The 21815-nt window shown below is 65.3% G+C and carries 17 protein-coding genes; 10 read left to right on the top strand and 7 right to left on the bottom strand.

What is annotated here, in order from left to right; genetic code table 11:
* From O7A05_RS12305 to O7A05_RS12260, 10 genes are all read left to right on the top strand, one after another.
* Nucleotides 1–1262 (top strand): VCBS domain-containing protein (locus O7A05_RS12305; protein ID WP_337093367.1); only part of this gene is annotated, 1262 nt, incomplete at its 5' end.
* Between the two features lie 35 nt (nucleotides 1263–1297).
* On the top strand, nucleotides 1298–3025 hold the full coding sequence (locus O7A05_RS12300; RefSeq protein WP_337093366.1) for a type I secretion system permease/ATPase: 1728 nt from the start codon (nucleotides 1298–1300) through the stop codon (nucleotides 3023–3025).
* Entirely contained in the window at nucleotides 3022–4353 is a 1332-nt protein-coding gene (locus O7A05_RS12295; protein ID WP_337093365.1) for an HlyD family type I secretion periplasmic adaptor subunit, read from the top strand. Before O7A05_RS12300 ends, O7A05_RS12295 begins: the two co-directional genes overlap by 4 nt.
* 130 nt (nucleotides 4354–4483) lie before the next feature.
* Nucleotides 4484–5086, top strand: a complete 603-nt coding sequence (locus tag O7A05_RS12290) for an ANTAR domain-containing response regulator (protein WP_337093364.1) — start codon at nucleotides 4484–4486, stop codon at nucleotides 5084–5086.
* A complete protein-coding gene (locus tag O7A05_RS12285; RefSeq protein WP_337093363.1) occupies nucleotides 5083–6309 on the top strand; it encodes a CmpA/NrtA family ABC transporter substrate-binding protein in 1227 nt (408 codons plus the stop codon). The genes O7A05_RS12290 and O7A05_RS12285 overlap by 4 nt, the downstream gene beginning before the upstream one ends.
* Nucleotides 6310–6628: 319 nt before the next feature.
* Nucleotides 6629–6805 carry a twin-arginine translocation signal domain-containing protein gene (locus tag O7A05_RS12280; protein ID WP_224585511.1) on the top strand — a complete coding sequence of 59 codons (177 nt, stop codon included), beginning with the start codon at nucleotides 6629–6631 and terminating at the stop codon, nucleotides 6803–6805.
* A gap of 64 nt (nucleotides 6806–6869) precedes the next feature.
* Nucleotides 6870–8171, top strand: coding sequence for an MFS transporter (locus tag O7A05_RS12275; RefSeq protein WP_337093362.1), 1302 nt, complete (start codon nucleotides 6870–6872; stop codon nucleotides 8169–8171).
* A 17-nt stretch (nucleotides 8172–8188) separates the two neighbouring features.
* Complete coding sequence (gene nirB, locus O7A05_RS12270; RefSeq protein WP_337093361.1) at nucleotides 8189–10639, top strand: nitrite reductase large subunit NirB; 2451 nt, start codon at nucleotides 8189–8191, stop codon at nucleotides 10637–10639.
* 5 nt (nucleotides 10640–10644) lie between these two features.
* Nucleotides 10645–10974 carry a nitrite reductase small subunit NirD gene (gene nirD, locus O7A05_RS12265; protein ID WP_337093372.1) on the top strand — a complete coding sequence of 110 codons (330 nt, stop codon included), beginning with the start codon at nucleotides 10645–10647 and terminating at the stop codon, nucleotides 10972–10974.
* A gap of 3 nt (nucleotides 10975–10977) precedes the next feature.
* On the top strand, nucleotides 10978–13647 hold the full coding sequence (locus O7A05_RS12260; RefSeq protein WP_337093360.1) for a nitrate reductase: 2670 nt from the start codon (nucleotides 10978–10980) through the stop codon (nucleotides 13645–13647).
* A 22-nt stretch (nucleotides 13648–13669) separates the two neighbouring features.
* Here O7A05_RS12260 and O7A05_RS12255 read toward each other — a convergent pair whose 3' ends face one another.
* The 7 genes from O7A05_RS12255 to O7A05_RS12225 all read right to left on the bottom strand — a co-directional run bounded on the left by O7A05_RS12255 (nucleotide 13670) and on the right by O7A05_RS12225 (nucleotide 21751).
* Nucleotides 13670–14656, bottom strand: coding sequence for an ABC transporter permease (locus O7A05_RS12255; protein WP_337093359.1), 987 nt, complete (start codon nucleotides 14654–14656; stop codon nucleotides 13670–13672).
* Entirely contained in the window at nucleotides 14653–15639 is a 987-nt protein-coding gene (locus O7A05_RS12250; protein ID WP_337093358.1) for an ABC transporter permease, read from the bottom strand. Before O7A05_RS12250 ends, O7A05_RS12255 begins: the two co-directional genes overlap by 4 nt.
* Complete coding sequence (locus tag O7A05_RS12245; RefSeq protein ID WP_337093371.1) at nucleotides 15636–17180, bottom strand: sugar ABC transporter ATP-binding protein; 1545 nt, start codon at nucleotides 17178–17180, stop codon at nucleotides 15636–15638. Before O7A05_RS12245 ends, O7A05_RS12250 begins: the two co-directional genes overlap by 4 nt.
* A gap of 228 nt (nucleotides 17181–17408) precedes the next feature.
* Complete coding sequence (locus O7A05_RS12240) at nucleotides 17409–18461, bottom strand: ABC transporter substrate-binding protein (RefSeq protein WP_415926995.1); 1053 nt, start codon at nucleotides 18459–18461, stop codon at nucleotides 17409–17411.
* Between the two features lie 53 nt (nucleotides 18462–18514).
* Nucleotides 18515–19426 carry a sugar phosphate isomerase/epimerase family protein gene (locus tag O7A05_RS12235; protein WP_337093355.1) on the bottom strand — a complete coding sequence of 304 codons (912 nt, stop codon included), beginning with the start codon at nucleotides 19424–19426 and terminating at the stop codon, nucleotides 18515–18517.
* Between the two features lie 19 nt (nucleotides 19427–19445).
* Entirely contained in the window at nucleotides 19446–20993 is a 1548-nt protein-coding gene (locus O7A05_RS12230) for a mannitol dehydrogenase family protein (protein ID WP_337093354.1), read from the bottom strand.
* On the bottom strand, nucleotides 20969–21751 hold the full coding sequence (locus tag O7A05_RS12225; protein WP_337093353.1) for an SDR family oxidoreductase: 783 nt from the start codon (nucleotides 21749–21751) through the stop codon (nucleotides 20969–20971). The genes O7A05_RS12230 and O7A05_RS12225 overlap by 25 nt, the downstream gene beginning before the upstream one ends.
* Nucleotides 21752–21815: the final 64 nt, after the last annotated feature.

The raw sequence follows: 21815 nt of genomic DNA, 5'->3' as shown, positions 1-21815 counted from the left end.
ATCCGAACGCCTATGACGCGCTCAAGCAGGGCGAGAACGCGGTGCTCAACCTGAGCTACAACGTGGTCGACGAGCACGGCGCGTCGGTGGCGCAGACCGCCCAGGTCACCATCACCGGCGCCAACGACGCGGCGGTGATCACCGGCACGAGCAGCGGTTCGGTGACCGAGGACGCCGTGCTGACCGTAAACGGTGCTCTGACCGTCAACGACCCTGACGCAGGCCAGAGTTCGTTCCAGGTGCACAATGGCAGCAATCCGATCGCGGGCACATACGGGTCATTGACCATCGATGCCGCCGGCAACTGGGTTTATACGCTCAACAATGGCGCCGCCAACGTTCAGGCTCTGAACTCCGCGGACCATCCGCATGATCAGATCCATGTAACGTCGGCAGATGGCACGGACCACGTCATCGACATCACCGTGAACGGTGCCGACGAACCCGTGACCAACCATGCGCCGAGCGCCCCGGTTTTCGTCCCAAGCTCGGCGCCATCGGCGGATGGACAGGCTCCGAGCCTAGGCTCGTTTGTTTCGACCGATCCCGATGCCCAGGACACCGTCACATTCACGAGCACTTTCACGCCCGGCCTCAACAGCAACGGCTCGGTCTCCGTTGCCAGCAACGGCTCGCTGATTGTCAACGTGCCTACGGGGCAGACACTGACCGGGACGCTCACAGTCATCGCGACCGACAACCATGCCGCTTCCTCGTCGCCGCAAACCTTCAATGTCTGGATCGGCAACGGCAGCAGCGGCGGAAGCGGAGACGACGGAATCGTTCTCAGCAGCACGAATCCCAACATCGCGGACGGTCGTGCCGGCGCCGACGGGCTGACAGGCTCCAGCGGCGTCGACTACATCTTCGGCGGAAGCGGCAGCGATACGATCAAGGGCCTTGGCGGCGCCGACTGGTTGAGCGGCGGAGCCGGGGACGATCATTTCCGGTTCGAGGCGGTGGGCGATGCAACCCATGCGGCCTTCGACACCATTCTCGATTTCCAGCATGGGACGGGCGCGTCGGGTCACGACTTCATCGACTTTGCGAATGCCCTTGGCCTGACCACAACCGGCACGGTCTCAAGCGGAAGCCTAGCCGCTCATACCGTCGCATGGCAGAGCGATGGGAGCGGCAACATGATCGTCTATGCCAATACCGGAAGCTCAGCCGAGAGCGTGACGGGTGGAGCCCACATCATCGAAATCCATTTGATGGGGGTCCCCACGCTCAGTGCCAGCGATTTCAACCTGCACGCCTGACAGGCACGAAAAAATGACAGAGGGCGGCAGATAACATGATGCAGGGCCTCTCTCCCCTAAAGCTTGCACTCCAACGCTGCCGCGGCGGTTTCGCCGCGGTGGCGGGGTTCAGCTTCGTCATCAACCTGCTCGTGCTCTCGACCTCGATCTACATGCTGCAGGTTTATGATCGCGTGCTGACGGGACGCAGCGTCGAGACGCTCGTCTATCTGACGCTGATTACGACGGCGGCGCTCGCTGCGATGGGCGCGCTCGAATTCTTCCGCTCGCGGCTGCTGGTTCAGCTCGGCACCTGGATCGACCGCGTGCTGTCGCCGCAGGTACTGGGCCGCGGGCTTGAGAACGCGTTGCGCGGCTCCTCCTACCGCACCGAGGCGCTGCGCGACCTCGCCACGTTGCGCGGCTATCTTGGCGGCGGCGGCATCATGGCGTTGTTCGACGCGCCATGGATGCCGCTCTATCTCGGCTTCATCTTCTTGTTGCATCCTCTGCTCGGACTTCTGGCGCTGGGCGGCGCGATCGTTCTGATCGGCCTAGCCCTCGCCAACAACGCACTGACGGCCAACACGCTCAAACAGGCCAATGCTGCTTCTGCGCGCGCCTACCAGGCGGCGGATGCCGGTTTCCGCAACGCCGAAGTCATTGACGGGATGGGTATGGGCGGGGTGCTCGCCCGGCGTTGGGATGCGGCTAATGCGTCCGTGCTCGCGCTGCAGACGACCGCCAGCGACTGGGCAGGCCTGATCAATGCATTCACCAAGCCGTTCCGGATGTTCCTGCAGGTCGCGGTGCTGGGGCTCGGCGCCTGGCTGTCGCTGCGCCACGAAGTCTCGCCCGGCGCCATGATCGCGGCCTCGATCATCATGTCGCGCGCGCTCGCACCGGTCGAGCAGGCTATCGCCACCTGGAAGCAGACCACCGCCGCGCGCGAGGCCTGGCGCCGGCTAGACCGGCTGTTCGAGGCTCCGTCGCTCCGCCCGCCGGGGATGGAATTGCCGCGCCCGCAGGGGCGACTTTCGGTCGAGGCTGTCGCTTACACGCCAGCCGGCGCCAAGGAGCCCGTGCTCAGGAGCCTCTCCTTCGTCGTGCCGCCGGGCCAGGTGCTTGCTGTGATCGGGCCGTCTGCGGCCGGCAAGTCGACGCTTGCCCGCCTGATCGTCGGCATGCTTTCGCCGCAGCAAGGCCGGGTTCGGCTCGACGGTGTCGACGTGTTTTCGTGGAACCGAACCGACTTCGGCTCATATGTCGGCTACCTCCCCCAGGACGTCGAACTCTTTCCCGGCACCATCCGCGAGAACATCGCCCGCATGGAACAAGGCGATCCGGCCGAGATCGTGGCCGCCGCCCAGATGGCCGGCGTGCATGAGATGATCCTCAGGCTCCCGAACGGCTATGATACCGAGATCGGCGAACAGGGTTCCGTGCTCTCCGGTGGGCAGCGCCAGCGCATTGGCCTTGCCAGGGCGCTCTACCGCCGTCCGGCGCTGGTGGTGCTGGACGAGCCGAACTCCAATCTCGATGCCGTCGGCGAGGAAGCCCTGAACCAGGCGATTGCCGCGATGAAGGAGGCAGGTTCGACCGTGGTAATCGTCGCCCACCGCCCGTCACTGATGGTGAACGTCGATTGCGTCCTGGTGCTGAACGATGGCCAGCCGCAAATGTTCGGCCCGCGCGACGGCGTGCTTGCGCAATTGCGCCGTCCCGAGCAGCAGTCGGCGGCACCGCAGGTCCGGGTCGTCAGTTCCGAAAGGACCGGGTCGTGACCGAAGCCGCGCTGTCGTTGAAAATACCCCCGCAACCGCCCGCCCGGCCGGCAGTGAGCGCCCATGTCTTCGGCGGCCTGATCGTCATCGGCCTGCTGTTCGGCGGCTTCGGCCTCTGGGCAGCCACCGCGCCGTTGACGAGCGCGGCAGTCGCGCCCGGGGTGGTGAAGGTCGACAGCAATCGCAAGACCATACAGCACCTGGAGGGCGGCATCATCCGGGAAATCCTGGTTCGGGAGGGAGACCTGGTCAAGAAGGGCCAGATACTGGTCCGTCTCGACGGGCTAGACGCGGAATCCGATCGCGATGCCGTGCGTGGCGAACTCGATTCCGCGCTCGCCGGCGAAGCCCGCCTGCTCGCGCAGCGCGACGGCCTGAGCACGATTCCATTCCCGGCAGACCTGTCTGCCCGGCGCAGCGAACCGGCCGTCGTCGAGGCCATGGCCGGACAGGAGCGCATTTTCCGGGACCAGGCCAAGGTGCAGGCCTCGGAGGTCGAGGTCTGGCAGCAGCGGATCGCCCAGTACCAGGCCCAGATGTCGGCGCTCGCCGCGCGCGTCGCGGCGTTCGAGATCCAGTTGCCGTCTCTGCGGGAAGAGCTGGCGGACGCCCGCACACTGCTCAATAAAGGCTATGGGGTGAAGTCTCGCGTGCTCCAGCTGGAACGGCAGATCATTGCCGCGCAAGGAGAGGGTGACTCGAACCGCGGGAGTATAGAAAGCCTGCGACAGCAGATCGCCGAGGCGAATGCGCAGATCGACAATGGCCGGCTTTCGTACATCAAGAAGGCGGCTGAGGACCTTCGTGACGTCCAGACTAAACGCTCCGAGCTCGAAAAGGCGCTTCAGAAGACCGACGCGCGCGCGGCGCGCCGCGATGTCGTTGCGCCGGAAGATGGGGCGGTGATGAACCTTCGATACTTCACGCCGGGCGGAGTTGTGCCCCCCGGCGGCATTATTCTCGATCTCGTTCCCGACCAGGGCAAGATGGTGCTGGACGTCAAGCTTCAGCCGCTGGATATCGATGTCGTTCGCCCCGGTCTGACGGCGACGGTACGGCTCGTCGCCTACAAGCAGAGAACCACGCCCACGGTGGAGGGTGCTCTCACCCGTGTTTCGGCTGACGCAGAGGTTGACGAGCGCAGCGGCGCGACTTTCTTCCGGGGGACGGTCGAGGTGGGCGCCGATGAGCTTAAGAAGCTTCCGCAGGTGAAGCTGTATCCGGGAATGCCGGTGGACGTCTCCGTTGTCACCGGCAAGCGAACCATGCTCGAATATCTCTTCCAGCCGGTCGCCGACAGTTTCGCTCGCGCTTTCAAGGAGGAGTGAAAGGCCGCCAGCCTCCCGTAACGCAACGCAGGGTTGGGCGCGTCTTCGCAGCCCACGCCCTGAAGCGGCCGGGAACCATCCCTGTGGATTACTGCATTGCACAATTTCGATCCGGCTGCACAATAGACGCATGTCCGCCGGTTCGTTGACCATCCTTGTTATCGACGAGAACCGCATCCGCGCCTCGATCATCGAGGCCGGATTGCGGGACGCCGGCCATCGCGAAGTCACGGTGGTCCATGACGTGGCCGGCATTGCCAAGCGCATCGCCGAGATCGAACCGGACGTCATCGTCATCGATCTGGAAAATCCCAACCGCGACATGCTGGAGAACATGTTCCAGCTGTCGCGCGCCGTGAAACGTCCGATCGCCATGTTCGTCGATCGCTCCGACCAGGCTTCGATCGAGGCGGCCGTGGATGCCGGCGTGTCTGCCTATGTGGTCGACGGGCTGAAGAAGGAACGCATCAAGCCGATCCTCGACATGGCGATCAGCCGCTTCAACGCCTTCTCGCGCATGGCGCGCGAGTTGGAGGAGGCGCGCAGCGAGCTCGAGAACCGTAAGGTCATCGACCGGGCCAAGGGCATATTGATGAAGTCGCGCGGTTTGAGCGAAGAGGCGGCTTATGCGCTGCTGCGCAAGACCGCCATGAACCAGAACCGCAAGATCGCCGATATCGCTCAGAGCCTGGTGACGGCGGCGGGATTGCTGGGACCGCTGGAGGGCGAATGAGCATGGCGCACGAAATCACCGCCGGCTTCATGCCGCTCTTCGACAGCGCGGTCCTGGTCGCGGCCGGTGAGATGGGCTTTGCCGCGCGTGAGGGTATCGAGCTCAAGCTGCAGCGCGAGACCTCCTGGGCCAATATCCGCGACCGAATCGCCATCGGCCATTTTGACGTAGCGCATATGCTGGGCCCGATGCCGCTCGCCTGCAGCCTCGGCCTCACGCCGCTTGCCTCGGAGACCATCGTGCCCTTCTCGCTTGGCCTCGGCGGCAATTGCGTCACCGTCTCCAACGCCGTGTGGGACGGCATGGCGGCGCATGGCGCGTCGCCCGACCTCGATCCGGCGCGCGCCGGGGCGGCGCTCGGCGCTTTGATCCACGAGCGAGCGAGTGCTGGCCGCGAGCCTTTGCGCTTCGCCGTCGTGCATCCGCATTCCGGGCACAATTACGAGCTGCGCTATTGGCTTGCCGCCTGCGGCATCGATCCCGACCGCGACATCGAGATCGTCATCGTGCCGCCGCCCTTCATGGCCGACGCATTGGCCACCGGCCGCATCGACGGCTATTGCGTCGGCGAGCCCTGGAACAGCGCCGCCGTCGCGGCAGGCACCGGCCAGATCGTCACCGTCAAGGCGCTGTTGTGGCGCAACAGTCCGGAAAAGGTGATCGGCGTGCGCAAGACCTGGGCGGAAGAAAACCCGGACGCGCTAGCGGCGCTGCTGAGGGCACTGCATCACTCCGCCCGCTGGTGCCAGGATCCGGCAAACCGTGGCGACCTGGCGGCGCTGATGGCGAGGCCCGCTTTCCTTGGCCAGCCGGAGGCCATCCAGCTGCCGGCCCTGACCGGGCAGCTTCAACTTGGCGGGGGCGCAGCACGGCGTGTCGAGGATTTCTTCCTGCCCTTCGACAAGGCGGCCAACTTTCCCTGGAAGAGCCATGCGCTCTGGTTCTACACGCAGATGGTGCGCTGGGGGCAATTGCCGCATACGCCGCAAAACCTCGCCATCGCCCGCGACTGCTATCGGCCTGATCTCTACCGCGCGGCGTTGAGGCCGCTTGGCGTCGCCTTGCCCGGCGCCAATGCCAAGGTGGAGGGCGCGCTGAGGATGGCAACGCCAGTCGGCTCGGCCGGCGCGAGTCTTGTCCTTGGTCCTGACGGATTTTTCGACGGCCAGATCTTCGATCCGGACCGGATCGACGCCTACATCGCCGGCCAGAAACGCGCCTGATTATTTGCGCGCCAATCTTGTGCATTGCACAAAATTTATGCTGCATGTTTGTGCCATTGATCAATGTTTGACCGCGCCGCCGCTCGGCCCGGTCGAAGGGCAAACCTCCCATTGCGTTGATTTTCCTTGAAATTCGGCTTCCGAACGAAACTGGCACGCTTCCTGCTTTGAAATAATCGAGCCCGTTCGCGGGCAATGGAACAGGCGTCCAATGGCGGGCGCCACAGGCAAAGCTGCCGCTCAGGTCAATGCGCGATCCCGGATGTACGGACGCGAGAGCCTGGACGGCAGCTTTTTTCGTTTTGGACCGGAGACGACGATGACCAAGCGGATCGCAACAACATTGCTCAAGGATTTCTCCCGCCGCGATTTCCTGGCGAGCAGCGCGCTGACGGCGGCGCTGTTCATCGCAGCGCTCCTGCTGTTTCCAGCCAATCACGAAACCGAGGCCAAGGGGCCGCAAGTGACCGCGCAAGTCCCGGTCTCGCCGCGCTGACCGATGCCACGCCTCTGATCAACACAACACGCGGTGCCTCCCACGCCGCAAACCGGAGCCCAAGATGACCGCAAACCTCCCAGCCGCGCCCAGCCAGGATAATGCTTCCCGGCAGGCGCTCGTGATGTCCACCATCGCCTTCACCGTCTGTTTCGCTGTGTGGACGATCTTTTCCATCATCGGCGTGCGCATCAAGCAGGAGCTTGGGCTGAACGAGACCGAGTTCGGCCTGCTCGTCGGCACGCCGATCCTCACCGGCTCACTCGTGCGCATGGTGCTCGGTGTCTGGACAGACCGCTATGGCGGCCGCCTGGTTTATACCATGACGATGCTCGCGGCGGCGATCGCGACCTTCCTGCTCGCTTTCGCGCATACCTATGAGCAGATGCTGCTGGCCGCACTTGGCGTCGGGCTCGCGGGCGGCTCCTTTGCCGTCGGCGTCGCCTATGTCTCGCGCTTCTTCCCCGCCGGAAAGCAGGGCACGGCGCTCGGCATTTTCGGTGTCGGCAATGTCGGTGCCGCGGTCACCAAGTTCCTGGCGCCACTCGTGCTGCTTGCCTGGGGCTGGCAGTCGGTGGCGCTGGTCTGGGCCGCCGCGCTCGTCGTCATGGCAGTCATCTTCTGGTTCACCACCGGCGACGATCCGGTCATCCGCGAACGCCGCGCCGGCAAGGCGATGCCCGCAAGAAGCTTCTGGCAGGAATTCGCGCCGTTGAAGAACCTGCAGGTCTGGCGCTTCGCCTTCTACTATTTCTTCTCCTTCGGGGCGTTTGTGGCGCTGTCGCTCTGGCTGCCGCGCTACCTCATCGGCGTCTACGGCTTCGGTATCGCCACCGCCGGCATGATCGGGGCCGCCTATTCGATCCCCGCGAGCATCTTCCGCGCCTATGGCGGCGTGCTTTCCGACCGCATCGGCGCCCGCACCGTGCTCTACTGGACCTTCAGCGTCTGTGCCGTCGCGACACTCACTCTGTCTCTCCCCTCGGCAGACTATGTCGTGCGCGGCATCAGCGGGCCGATCCCGTTCCATGTCGAGATCGGCCCGCTCGCCTTCATCGCCGTCGCCTGCGTGCTCGGCTTCTTCATGAGCCTCGGCAAGGCCGCCGTCTACAAGCACATCCCCGTCTATTATCCGCAGAGCGTCGGCGCGGTCGGCGGCGTAGTCGGCATGATCGGCGGGCTCGGCGGCTTCATCCTGCCGATCGCCTTCGGCGCGCTGAACGACCTCACCGGCGTCTGGTCGAGCTGCTTCATGCTGCTCTTCCTCATTGTCGTCTCGTGCCTGGTCTGGATGCACGTCACCATCCGCCGGATGGAGCGCGCGGCCGAGGTCAAGAGCCCGTCCCTATCCTACGCCGCCGAATAGATCGGAGCCGACCGGACATGACCGAGAAACTTGTCATCATCGGCAACGGCATGGCGCCAGGCAGGATGCTGGAGCACCTGCTGGAAGCCGCGCCCGACCGCTACGCCGTGACCATCTTCAACGCCGAGCCGCGCGTGAACTACGACCGCATCATGCTGTCGCCGGTGCTTTCGGGCGAGAAGGAGTTCGAGGAAATCGTCATCCATGGCGACGGCTGGTACATCAAGCACGGCATCACCCTCTACAAGGGCCACCGGATCGTCGCCATCGACAGGGACGCCAAGACCGTCACCTCGGACCACGGCGTGACCGAGAGCTACGACAGGCTGGTCATCGCCACCGGCTCGGTGCCCTTCATTATTCCGGTGCCGGGCAAGGACTTGCCCGGCGTGCTCAGCTACCGCGACCTCGACGACGTCAACGCCATGCTGCTTGCCGCGCAGTCGCGCGCCAAGGCTATCGTCATCGGCGGCGGCCTGCTCGGACTCGAAGCCGCGGCCGGGCTGAAGGAGCGCGGAATGGACGTCACCGTGCTGCACGTCATGCCGACGCTGATGGAACGTCAACTCGATCCCGCCGCCGGCTACCTCTTGCAGAAGGCTGTCGAGGCGCGCGGAATCAGGGTCATGACCAAGGCCAACACCAAGGCCATTGTCGGCAACGGCAAGGTCGAGGGCGTCGAGCTGATGGACGGCACGATCATCCCGGCAACACTGGTGGTGATGGCGGTCGGCATCCGCCCGAACAGCGCCTTGGCCAAGGACGCAGGGCTCGAGGTCAATCGCGGCATCGTCGTCGACGACCGCATGCAGACGTCCGACCCCGCGATCATGGCGCTCGGCGAATGCGCCGAGGTCGGCGGCCATGTCTATGGGCTCGTCGCGCCTCTCTACGAGATGGCCCGCGTCGCGGCTGCCAGTCTGGCGGATGGCGAGGACAAGCGCTTCGTCCACTCCGACACGCCGACCAAGCTCAAGGTCACCGGCATCGACCTTTATTCGCTGGGCGACTTTGCCGACGGCGACGACCGCGAGGAGATCATCCTGCGCGACGCCTCCGCCGGCATCTACAAGCGCGTTGTGCTGCAGGACAACCGCATCATCGGCACGGTGCTGTTCGGCGAGACCGCAGACGGCGCCTGGTTCAACGACCTCAAGAAGAAGGCGACCGACATATCGGAGATGCGCGACACGCTGATCTTCGGCCAGGCGTTCCAGGGAGGCGTTTCTTCGGACCCTTTGGCGGCCGTTGCGGCACTGGCGGATGATGCGGAAATCTGCGGCTGCAACGGCGTCTGCAAGGGCAAGATCACCGGCGCGATCACGGCGAAGGGGCTGACCGGCCTCGATGATGTGCGCGCCCACACCAAGGCCTCGGCCTCCTGCGGCTCGTGCACGGGTCTCGTCGAGCAGCTGCTGAAGCTCACGCTGGGCGAGGCCTACAATCCGGCGGCGGTGCAGCCCATGTGCGGCTGCACGAGCCTTGGCCATGACGACGTGCGGCGACTGATCAAGGTGAAGGGCCTGAAGACGATCCCCGCCATCATGCAGGAACTCGAATGGAAGACCTCCTGCGGCTGCGCCAAATGCCGGCCGGCGCTCAACTACTATCTCGTCTGCGATTGGCCGGACCAATATGCCGACGACTACCAGTCGCGCTTCATCAACGAACGCGTGCACGCCAACATCCAGAAGGACGGCACCTATTCGGTGGTGCCGCGCATGTGGGGCGGGGTAACCAGCGCCGGCGAATTGCGCGCCATCGCCGACGTGGTCGACAAGTTCGATATCCCGATGGTCAAGGTGACGGGCGGCCAGCGCATCGACATGCTTGGCATCCGCAAGGAAGACCTGCCGGCGGTATGGGCCGATCTCGGCAAGGCGGGCTTCGTCTCCGGCCATGCCTATGCCAAGGGCCTGCGCACGGTGAAGACCTGTGTCGGCTCCGACTGGTGCCGTTTCGGCACGCAGGATTCGACGGGGCTCGGCATCCGCATCGAGAAGTTCATGTGGGGCTCATGGACGCCGGCCAAGGTGAAGATGGCGGTGTCGGGATGCCCGCGCAACTGTGCGGAGGCGACCTGCAAGGATGTCGGCGTGGTGTGCGTCGATTCTGGCTACGAAATTCACTTCGCTGGCGCCGCCGGCCTCGACATCAAGGGCACGGAAGTGCTGGGCCTGGTGAAGACCGAGGACGAGGCGCTGGAGGTGATCGTGGCGCTCGTCCAGATGTATCGCGAGCAGGCCCGCTATCTGGAGCGCATCTACAAATGGGCAAAGCGCGTCGGCACGGCCGAGATCAAGAAGCAGATCCTGGACGATGCCGAGAAGCGCAGAACCTATTTCGAGCGCTTCGTCTTCAGCCAGAAATTCGCGCAGGTCGATCCGTGGTCGGAGCGCGTCTCCGGCAAGGACAAGCACGAGTTCAGGCCGATGGCGTCGGTCGGGTTCGCGGAGGCGGCGGAATGACCAATATGAACTGGATCGCCATCGGCTCCATCGCCGACATCCCGCCGCGCGGCGCGCGCTGCGTCGCCACCCCGCAAGGCAAGATCGCCGTCTTCCGCACTGCGGACGACCAGGTCTTTGCCATCGACGACGACTGCCCACACAAGGGCGGACCGCTCAGCCAGGGGATCGTCCATGGCGCCGCAGTGACCTGCCCGTTGCACAATTGGGTGATCTCGCTGGAGACAGGCAAGGCGCTTGGCGCCGACGAAGGCTCGGTCCGGACGATCCCGGTCAAGGTCGAGGGCGAACGGTTGTTCATCGCGCTCGAAGCGCTGGCCTCGAAAGCGGCCTGAGGCATGCAAGAAGCACGCGAGGTGAGGACCGCCTGCCCCTATTGCGGGGTGGGCTGCGGCGTGCTCGCCGAGGTCGCCGCGGACGGTATGACGACCGTCCGCGGCGACCCCGATCATCCGGCCAATTTCGGCCGGCTCTGCTCGAAAGGTTCCGCCCTTGGCGAGACGCTCGGCCTCGAAGGCCGTTTGCTGCGGCCGGAAATTCTCGGCAAGCCGGCGAGCTGGGACGAAGCGCTCGACCTCGTGGCCGCGAAATTCTCGCAGGCTGCCGCCGAGCACGGCCCGGACTCTGTCGCCTTCTATGTCTCCGGCCAGTTGCTCACCGAGGACTATTACGTCGCCAATAAGCTGATGAAGGGCTTCATCGGCTCGGCCAATATCGACACCAATTCGCGGCTCTGCATGGCCTCGTCCGTCGCCGGCCATCGCCGCGCTTTCGGCGAGGACCTCGTTCCCGGTGTCTATGAGGATTTCGAGTGCGCCGATCTCATCGTGCTCACCGGCTCCAACACCGCATGGTGCCATCCCGTTCTCTATCAGCGCATGCTCGCGGCGCGAAAGGAACGCGGAACCAGGATCGTCGTCATCGACCCGCGCCGCACCGCAACCGCCGACGAATGCGACCTGCACCTGGCGCTCGAGCCGGGCACGGATGTGCTGCTGTTCAACGGGCTGCTTGCGCATCTCATGCAGGCCGGGAAGATCGATCCTGATTTTATCCGCGAGAGTACCTCGGGCTTTGATGCCGCAGCGTCCTTGGCCGGTGCCGATGCGCCGTCGGTCGCGCGCGTGGCAAAGGGCTGCGGGCTGGCGGCAGCGGATGTCCAGGCCTTCTACGATCTCTTCGCCGAGACCGAGCGGACGGTCACCGTCTACAGCCAGGGCGTCAACCAGTCGGCGCATGGAACCGACAAGGTCAACGCCATCATCAACTGCCATCTCGCCACCGGCCGCATCGGCAAGCCCGGCACGGGGCCGTTCTCGGTCACGGGGCAGCCGAATGCCATGGGCGGCCGCGAGGTCGGCGGTCTGGCCAACCAGCTTGCCGCGCATATGGATTTCGCGGACGAGGCCAGTGTCGACCGGGTCTCCCGCTTCTGGAATGCGCCGAACATCGCCCGGCGCGGCGGCCTAAAGGCTGTGGACATGTTCCAGGCGGTCGCCGACGGCCGCATCAAGGCCTTGTGGATCATGGGCACCAATCCCGCCGTCTCGATGCCCGACGCTTCGCGTGTGCGCACTGCATTGTCCAAATGCGATTTCCTCGCGGTCTCGGATGTGACCCGCACCGACACCACGCGCTATGCCGACGTGCTGCTGCCGGCGGCCGCCTGGGGCGAGAAGGATGGCACCGTCACCAATTCGGAACGGCGCCTCTCGCGCCAGCGGCCGTTCCTGCCGCCGCCCGGCGAAGCGAAAGCCGACTGGCGCATCATCTGCGAGGTCGCCGCGCGCATGGGCTTTGGCGACGCCTTCGCCTACCAGACGCCAGCCGCGATTTTCCGCGAGCATGCAGCGCTGTCCGCCTTCGAGAACGACGGCAAGCGCCTGTTCGACCTTGGCGGCGTGGCTGATCTCAGCGATGAAGATTATTCCGCCTTCGCGCCGCGCCATTGGCCCGCGTCGGAGCGATGCGAGCAGCAGACGAGACTTTTCTCCGACGGTCGTTTCCCAACACAAGACGGCCGCGCGCGTTTCGTGCCGGTGCGGCAGGAGGCGACGGCCTTCACGGTCGACGCGGACTATCCGCTTGCCTTGAACACCGGCCGGCTGCGCGACCAGTGGCACACGATGACGCGCACCGGAAACGTGCCGCGTTTGATGGCGAACGCGCCGGAGCCCGCAGTCGACCTTAATCCGGCGGACGCGGCGGCGCATCAGCTCAAGGATGGCGACCTCGCTCATCTTTCAACCCGCTTCGGCTTCGCTCGCGCGAGGGTGCGTGTGGCCGACGCACAGCGGCGCGGCCAAGCCTTCATGCCCATGCATTGGAGCGGCCAGTTCGCGGCCAGGGCAGCAGCCGGCCTGTTGTCCTCGCCGGTCACCGATCCGCATTCCGGCCAGCCGGAGCTCAAGCATGTCCCCGTCAGGATCGTGCGGGAAGACACCGGCTGGGCCGGCGTGCTCATCACACGGCGCGATCTCAGGCCAACGGGTTTCGTCCATTGGAGCCGGCATGCAGTCGAGGGCGGATGGGTCTACGAACTCACCGGGACCGAGCCGCCGGACCAAGGCATTCTGCTGGCGCGCAAGCTGCTCGGCGCCCAGCGACGGGATCAGCTCCTGGAATACACCGACCGTCGCGGGCTCGCCTATCGTGCCGCTGCGATCGACGAAGGCGGGGCCATGGCCGAAGCCTTGCTGGTCGCCGCCCCGGACCAGCTGCCCATGCGGGACTGGCTGGTGTCGTTGCTCGCCACGCGCCAGCCGCTGTCGGCTGCAGACCGGCACGCGCTGTTGTCAGGCCGCTCGTCGGTGCCGATGCCGGCCATCGGGCGCGTCGTGTGCGCCTGCTTCCACGTCGGCGCCAATCAGCTTGCGTCGGCCGTGGCCGCCGGATGCGACAGCCTCGAAGCGATCGGCTTGACACTGCGCGCGGGCACCAATTGCGGCTCATGCCGCTCGGAGATCAGGGCGATCATCGAAGCCCGCCAGGTGCAAGCGGCTGAGTGAGCTGTGCCCGTCGCGGCCCGTTTTATCGATCCTCGATGATCCTCAAATACGCCGCCGTCACGAACAGCACGATGAAGCCGAACAGGATGCGGCGGCCGCCTTCGGGCATCTGCAGGATGGTGAGCAGCGTCGTCAGCACGGTCAGGATCAGCGCGCCGATGATGGTGCCCGTATAGCCGCCGCGGCCGCCGAAGATCGAGGTGCCGCCGATGACGGCGGCAGCCACCGAAGGCAGCACCAGCGGTTCGGCGAGCGAGAGCGAGGGCGCCTTGATCAGGCCGATATAGAGCAAGCCGGTGATGCCGGCGAGCAGGCTGGAGAGGACGTAGAGCGCGGTGATCACCTGCCAGTAGCGGACGCCTGACAGGCGCGCGGCGCGTTCATTGTCGCCGACGGCATAGAGCAGACGGCCGAAGCCGGTGCGGTTCAGCATGAAGACGATCAGCACCGCCACCGGCACGAACAGGAGAAGCGCGTTGGGAACGCCGTAGGTGAGGCCGGTGCCCAGCCAGTTGAGGAAATCGGGAATCCTGGCGCCGGACGCGATCACGGTGCGCTGGTAGACCTGCAGGAAGCCGGTGCCGATCAGGCTGGTGCCGAGCGTCATGATCAGCGGATGCACCCGAAACACGCCGACGCCGATGCCGTTGACGAGGCCGATCAGCACGGCGGGCAGCATGGCCAGCAGGAAAGCCACCGTCGGATCCTGGTTGACGATCTGCGTCGCCATGATGAAGGCGCTCATCGTCGCCACCGTGCCGACGGAGAGATCGATGCCGCCGGTCAGCATCGTCATGGTCTGGCAGCCGGCGAGGATCGCCAGCGGGATGGCGAATTTCGCCGTGTTGGCGATCCAGCGCTCGTTGACGATGCCGGGGCGCAGGATCTGCAGGATCACCACGAGAACGATCAAAAGGATGATCAGCGGAATGAGCGGCCGGTCCGCCATAAAGCGCTTCAGGCGGCGGCCGAATGAAACAGGCCGAGGCATGGTCGCGATGTCGGTCATGGCGTTGCTCCTGCCGGGCGGCTCCGCATGGTGATGAAGGCGCCGAACATGACGACCGCGACCATGATCGCGCCTTCTATGATCGCGGTGACGTTCGGATCGATGGCCAGAAGCGTCAGGTCGGTGCGCACCAGCCTCAGCACGAAGACGGCGATGATCGGCCCGAGCAGGCCGCCCTTGCCGCCGCCGAGCGCAACGCCGCCCAGCACCACGGCGGCGACGCTGGCGAGCAGATAAGGCCCGGGGATGGGCGCGCCGATGCCGGTGCTGATGGTGAGCGAAAGGCCGCCGAGCGCGGCGAACAGGCCGGAGAGCGCATAGGCGACGATCCTGGTGCGCGCCACCGGCACGCCGCTGCGGAAGGCGGCGAGCTCGTCGCTGCCGATGGCGTAGATGGAGAGGCCAAGCCGCGAGCGCCTGAGCGGAATCCACACGATGCAGAGGCAGACGACGAGCAGCGCCAGCGCCTTTGGAACCCAGGCGTCGGCCCAATCCGGCAGGCCGGGGATCGGCGCGGTGCCGATGACGCTTGCCTTCAGCCACTCGGCGGCGGCGCCGCCGGGAGCACCAAGCACCAGCAGCGCCGCGCCTTGAAGCACGAACAGCATGGCCAAGGTGACGACGATGTCGGGCACCCGCGTGACGACGATGAGGACGCCGTTCAGAGCGCCGAGCACCAGCCCCATGGCCAGCACGAAGGGCACGACGAACAAGGCATATTCCTCGCTGGCGCCGTTCATCATCGAGGCGGCGGTCACGCTGGTCAGCGCCATCATGGCGGCGACCGACAGGTCTATGCCGCCGGCGATGACAACGACTGTCTGGGCCGCGACCGCGAAGCCGTAAGGCAGAACCGCCCGCGCCAACGAACCAAAGTCGCCGCTGCCATAGCCCGGCTGGATGAGCTTGGTGACGACGAAGAGGAAGATCAGCAGGGCGAAGAGGCCTGCGACCCAGCCCTGGTTGCGGAGAAAGCGGCTCATGACGCGGCCTCCGCGCTGGAACCGGGTTTGATCTCGGCAAGGATGCCGACATCCGCCTTGGCTCCGCGCGGCAGGCCGTAGGCGGCCCGCATCAACGCCGCTTCGTCGGCTTCTTCCACCGGGAAAGTGTCGACGACGCGGCCGCCGAAGATGACGATGACGCGGTCGCAGACACGCTGCACCTCTTCTATCTCGGATGTGTAGAACAGCACCGACTTGCCCTGGCCGGCAAGCTCGCGCAGCAGCTTGTAGATCTCCTGCTTGGTGCCGACATCGATGCCGCGCGTCGGGTCGAAGCAAAGGATGGTGCGGGCGTTGGCCGCGATCCAGCGGGCGATGGTCACCTTTTGCTGGTTGCCGCCGGACAGGCGCTGCACTTCGCCCTGCGCGCGGGTATCGATCTGCAACCTGCCGATGGCGCTGGAAACCACCACCTGCTCCCGGCGCATGCGGATCGGCCCCCATTTGCGCGGCGCCGCGCTGAAGGGCAGCGCGATGTTCTCACGCACCGAACGCTGCATGGCCAAAGCCTCGGCGCGGTCGCCCGGCACATAGGCGATGCCGGCCTGGATGGCGTCGCCCGGATGCGAGAATTTGACCGGCGCGCCATCGACGTCGATGGTGCCGCCTGTCGGACGGATCGACCCGGCAAGCGCGGCGAAGAGCTCGTCCTGCCCCTGTCCCTCGAGCGCAAAGACGCCGACGACCTCGCCATTGGCGAGATCGAAGGAGACGTCGTTGAGCTTGGTGCCAAGCTGCAGGTTACGGACCGACAATCGCGGACGACCGCCGCGGGCAACCGCCACCTCATTCGCCGCGCGCGCGGCGACGCGCGTCTTTTCGATGCGTGTGCCGAGCATCATTTCGACTATTCTTTCCTCAACGCCCGGTTCGATGTCGACGACACCGACGGTTGCGCCGTCGCGCAGCACGGTCGCGCGATCGCAGAGCGCGGAGATCTCGACGAAACGGTGCGAGATGAAGATGACGGAGCGGCCGGCGTCGCCCTGGCGGCGCACGACTTCCAGCACCTTCTCGGCAAGGTTCGCCGGCAGAGCCGCGGTCATCTCGTCGAGCAGAAGCACGTCGGGTTCGACGGCGAGCGCGCGGGCGAGATCGAGCACGCGCAGGGTGGCCAAAGGGATATGGCGGGCCGTCTCGCGGATATCGAGGTCGGGAATACCGAGCTCGCGCACCCAGGCGCGGAAGGGCTCGACCGGCGTGCCGGTGAGCCGCAGGTTGGACAGGACATCGAGATCGGGGATCAGCGCCGGTTCCTGGTAGACCGGCAGCATTCCGGCACGACGGGCGTCGGCGGGCGAGCGGACATCGAGCTGCTGGCGGCGGATCAGGATGCGTCCGGCATCCGCCTTGATCGCACCGGTCAGGATCTTCACCAGCGTGGACTTGCCGGCGCCGTTGGCGCCCATCAGCGCATGCACTTCACCCGGCAATACGGACAGCGAAGCGTTGCGCAGCGCGGCAACCGCGCCGTAGTTCTTCGTCACGCCTGTGGCGTCGAGGAGGGGGCTTTGCGGCAATGGGTTTGTTGTCAAATCGTGGGGTTCTCGTTCCAAAAACTGATGCAGGCCGCGGCTGACCTCATCTTCTCCCCTTGTGGGAGAAGGTGTCGCCGAAGGCGACGGATGAGGGGTGCTCCAGCGGAGGGAGACATTGGCGTTCCCTGGAACACCCCTCATCCGTCTCGGCGCTATCGCGCCGATCCACCTTCTCCCACGAGGGGAGAAGGCAGAAGGGCGTCTCGTCTCCTATTCGCCGGGGCCCTTGCAGGCGATGATCTGGTCCTTGGTGTAGGTCGTCCAGTCCGGGATCGAGATCGAGACCGGCCATTCGGGGCTGAGCGAGGGATCGACGACGCTCTTCAGCTTGGCCTTGCCTTCCTCCGTGGCGTTTTCCCAAAGCTGCGGTTCGACCCGAACGGTCTGCTGCGCCGGTTTCTTGCCGTCGAGGATCTGGAGCGCCAGCGTCACGCCGGCGCCGCCGATCGAGCCGGGATTGGTGACGGCCGCACCCACCAGGCCCTTGACCGAGCTCAACTGACCGACGAAGCCGGCATTGTCGGCGCCCACGACCGGCACCATCGGCGCTTGCTGCTCGACCAGCGCATCGACGATGACGTTGTCGATGCCGGAGGTCCAGATGCCGTTGATCGGCGTGCCGGTGGCGAGGAAGGACAGTATCTGCTGCTTGGCCTGGTCCTGCTGCCAGCCGGTGAAAACTTCCTGAGCGACCTTGACGTCGGGGAATTCGGCCAGCGCCTTCTTGAAGCCTTTGTCGCGGTCAGAGTCGGCCGAAGCGCCGGCGGCGCCGCGCATGTAGAGCACCTCGCCCTTGCCGCCCATCTGCTGGAACAGCCACTTGGCGCCGAGATAGGCGTACTGCTCCTGGTTGTTGGAGATGATGTAGGCGGACGGCTCGGTCACCGCCTGGTCGACGGCGACGACGACGATGCCGGCCTTGGTGGCTTCCTCGAGGCCGGCCTTGATGCCGGCAGGATCGGCCGGGTTGACGACGATGGCGTCGACCTTGGCGCTGATCAGGTTGCGGATGTCCTCGAGCTGGCCGGCGGCATCGGTGTTGCGATGGGCGATATTGAGCTTCCCCACCTCGCCGGATGCGAGCGCCTGCGCCTTCATCGCGCAGATCATTTCCTCGCGCCAGCCATTGCCCTGTACGGTGTTGGAAATGCCGATCGTGTACTTGCCGGCGGCGGCCGAGCCGCCCGCCGAGGCAAGCAGCGCGGCGCCGGCAAGGAGCGAGGCCACGGTCAGATGTCTTTTCATTTCAGTACTCCTCCACATTGATCTTTTCAGTTCGGTTCTAGGCTCTGATTCAGTCGGAGCCAAGCTTTTCGTCATTTGATGAAGGGACGCAGCACGTCGCGGGCCAGCAGGAAACCGCGCTTGACCTTTTCGTCCGTCCCCTCGAAGCGCCGGTCCTCATGCTCGATGATGACCGGCCCGTCATAGCCGGCCCGGTAGAGGCCCGAAAAAATCCTGCTCCAGTCGATGTCCCCAAGCCCCGGCATGCGCGGCACCTGCCAGCCTATGCCAGCCGAAAGGATTCCGCGCTCGTACAAACCATCATGATCAATCATCAGGTCCTTGGCATGCACATGCAGCATGTTCTTGCCGAACTCGCGGATGAAGCGCTCCTTGTCGATCATCTGCCAGACGAGATGCGAGGGATCGAAGTTCATGCCGACATCGCCGCCCCAGGCCTCGAGGATGCGGCGCCAGACATAGGGCGAGTAGGCGATGTTGTGTCCGCCCGGCCATTCGTCATAGCTGAAGATCATCGGGCAGTTCTCGAAAGCGAGCTTCACGCCATGCTCGCGGGCATGGGCGATGATCGCCGGCCAGATTTTCTGCGCATCCTCCCAGTTGGTGTCGACGTTCTTCGAAGCGTCGCCGCCGCAGAAAGTGTTGACGAGCGGCACGCCCATGCGGCTCGCCAGCACAATCACCTTCTTCAGATGGTCGATCACCGCTTCGCGATGCGCCCGGTCGGGATGGAGCGGATTGGGATAGAAGCCGAGACCCGAGATAGCCAGGCCCTTGCCGGCAAGCTCGGTGGCGATGTCCTTGGCCTCAGCGGCCGAGACGTCCACGTCGATATGGCTGGTGCCGGCATAGCGACGGCTGGCGCCGGAGGTCTTCGGCCAGCAGGCGATTTCCAGCGCCTCGAAGCCGGCCGAGCGCGCCCAATCGGCGACTTCGCCGAGCGGCGTATCCGGAAACGGTGCTGTCAGCAGTCCAAGCTTCATGATCCCTCCCGGTTGCTAACTATGCAGATCGCGCCGACTGCTTCAACCGCGCATCGGTTGGCCCAGCGCAGACCTGTCCGACAAAGCCCATAGGATCGTTCGAGAGCAAACCATCGAGCGCGGCGATGATATGCGCCCGGAACGTCGCGTTTGCGGCCAAGGACGGGTCGAAGATAGCGTCGACGGCGAGGATCGAATCGACGAGCGCTTTGCTGTCCGTACCGATGCGGTCGGCGATGGCGGCGATCTTGTCGGCAAACGGATCGGACACCTGCCAGGCGCGGCCGAAGCGGGCGGAAGCTTTGATCAGATAGGCCATCCAGCCGGCGACCGGCACTGACAGGAGCGCAATGCCCTCGCCCTTCGCCAGCCGATCGCGGATCGGGTTGAGCAGGCGCTGCACGATCTTCTGCGACCCGTCGGTGGCGATCTGGTGGTTGCGATGGCGGATCGCCGTGTTGGTGAGGCGCGACAGGCTCCGCTCGACATAGGCGGCCGGCGCTATGCCGGGCACGGGCATCAGCGTCGGCAGCGTTTCCTCCGTCAGCATGCGTCGAACGAAACGGGCCAGAAGCGGGTCGGCCATCGTCTCGAACGTGTGTTCGAAGCCGCCCAAAACCCCGAGATAACTGAGCGTCGTCTGGGCACCGTTCAGCACCCGCATCTTGAGGTGCTCGAATGGCGTGACATCGTCGACGAAGGTCGCGCCAACGAGATCCCAGCGCGGGACGCGGCCGGCGAAGCGGTTCTCGATCACCCATTGGCGGAAGCGCTCGCCGACGACGACGGCGCCGTCGCGATAGCCGAAGCGCCGCTCGACGGTGTCGATATCGACCTTGGTCGTCGCCGGCGCGATGCGGTCGACCATGGCCGAAGGGAAGGCGACATTGGCTTCGATCCAGTCCGCCAGCTTCCTGCCGCGCCGTTCGGCGAATGCGCGTACGACATTGCCGAGGATGATGCCGTTGGTCTGGATGTTGTCGCAGGACAACAGCGTCACCGGCCGGCTATGCGTGGCCATGCGCAGTTCCAGCGCGCGCGCCAGGACACCGGGCACACTGCGCGGCGTCTCGGGGTTGGCGAGATCGTAGACGATATCGGGATGGTCGAGGTCGAGCGCGCCGCTCGACGGAATGTGGCAATAGCCTTTCTCCGTCACCGTCATGGTGACCGTCTCGATGTCGGGCGAGGCGAGTACATCCAGCGCCGGCGCCGCGCTGTCCTGGCTGTCGACGACGCGAACGATACTGCCGATGACGCGCGCTTCGACTTCATCGTTCTGGCGGATCAGCCGTGTGTAGAGGCCGTCCTGGCGTCCCAACGTGTCGACCAGCAGGGGAGGGCGGATATTGATGCCGACCAGTCCCCAGCGGTCGAAATCCTTCGCCAGGAGGTCGTCGGTGTATTCAGCCTGGTGGCAGCGGTGGAAGGCGCCGAGGCCGATATGGGCGATCCCAGGCTTCAGCGCGGCGCGATCGTAAGCCGGCTTGCGGACCTCCGACGGCAATCGGCCGAGCAGGGCAGGACCGAGGTTCTCGGCGCTCACCGATTGGCTCCGATCACCCATTGCTCCTGGTCGATCAGCGCCCCCGTCATGGGGCCTGCCGCGTCGGAAAGCAGGAAGACGGCGAGATTGGCTATGTCGGTCACGGAGAAAAGCCGGCCGAAGGGCTGCGTCGCATTGGCCGCATCGAGCCAGCCCGGACCCTGGCCGAGCGTCTCGGCCTGCATGACGCGCTCGGCCGGCGTGTCGGTCCAGCCGACATTGATGCCGTTGACGCGGATACGGTCGAAGCGATGAGCATTGGCGGCGTTCCTGGTCAGCGTCGCCAGCGCACCCTTGGTGGCGGAATAGACTGCGAGTTCCGGCGAGCCGCAATGCGCGTTGATCGACAGGATGTTGACGATCGAGCCGCCCTGTCCGCGTTTCTTCATATCGGCGATTGCCGCCTGCATCAGGAAGAAGGGCGCGCGGGCGTTGACGGCAAACAGCGATGCCCAATCGTCGAGGCTGGCGTCCACGAAGGAAGCGCGATCGGTCAGGCCGGCGGCGTTGACCAGGCTGTCGATGCGACCAAAACGTTCGATGCAGGCTTGCGCCAGTCGCGCCGGGGTTTCCGGATCACCAAGGTCGGCGGAAGCGAAGGCAGCAGCGGTGCCCATGGCCGAGAGTTCTGCCGCGGCAGCGTTGCCGCGCTTCTGGTCCCGCCCGGTGATCAGCAGGCCGGCGGCGCCGGAACGCGCGGCTATCTCGGCGATCGCCCGGCCGATGCCTTGCGTTGCGCCGGTGACCAGCACCACCTTGCCGTCGAGACGAACCTCCATTCCTCCTCCGGAACAAAGTTTCCATTTTTTCAAATATGGAACGACGGTTCTCTTTAGTCAATCG

Source organism: Mesorhizobium argentiipisi (SeqCode) (genome assembly GCF_037179585.1).
GTDB lineage: Bacteria > Pseudomonadota > Alphaproteobacteria > Rhizobiales > Rhizobiaceae > Mesorhizobium > Mesorhizobium argentiipisi.
Note: the sequence above shows the minus strand (reverse complement) of the source record. Positions and strands in the feature narration are given on the sequence as shown.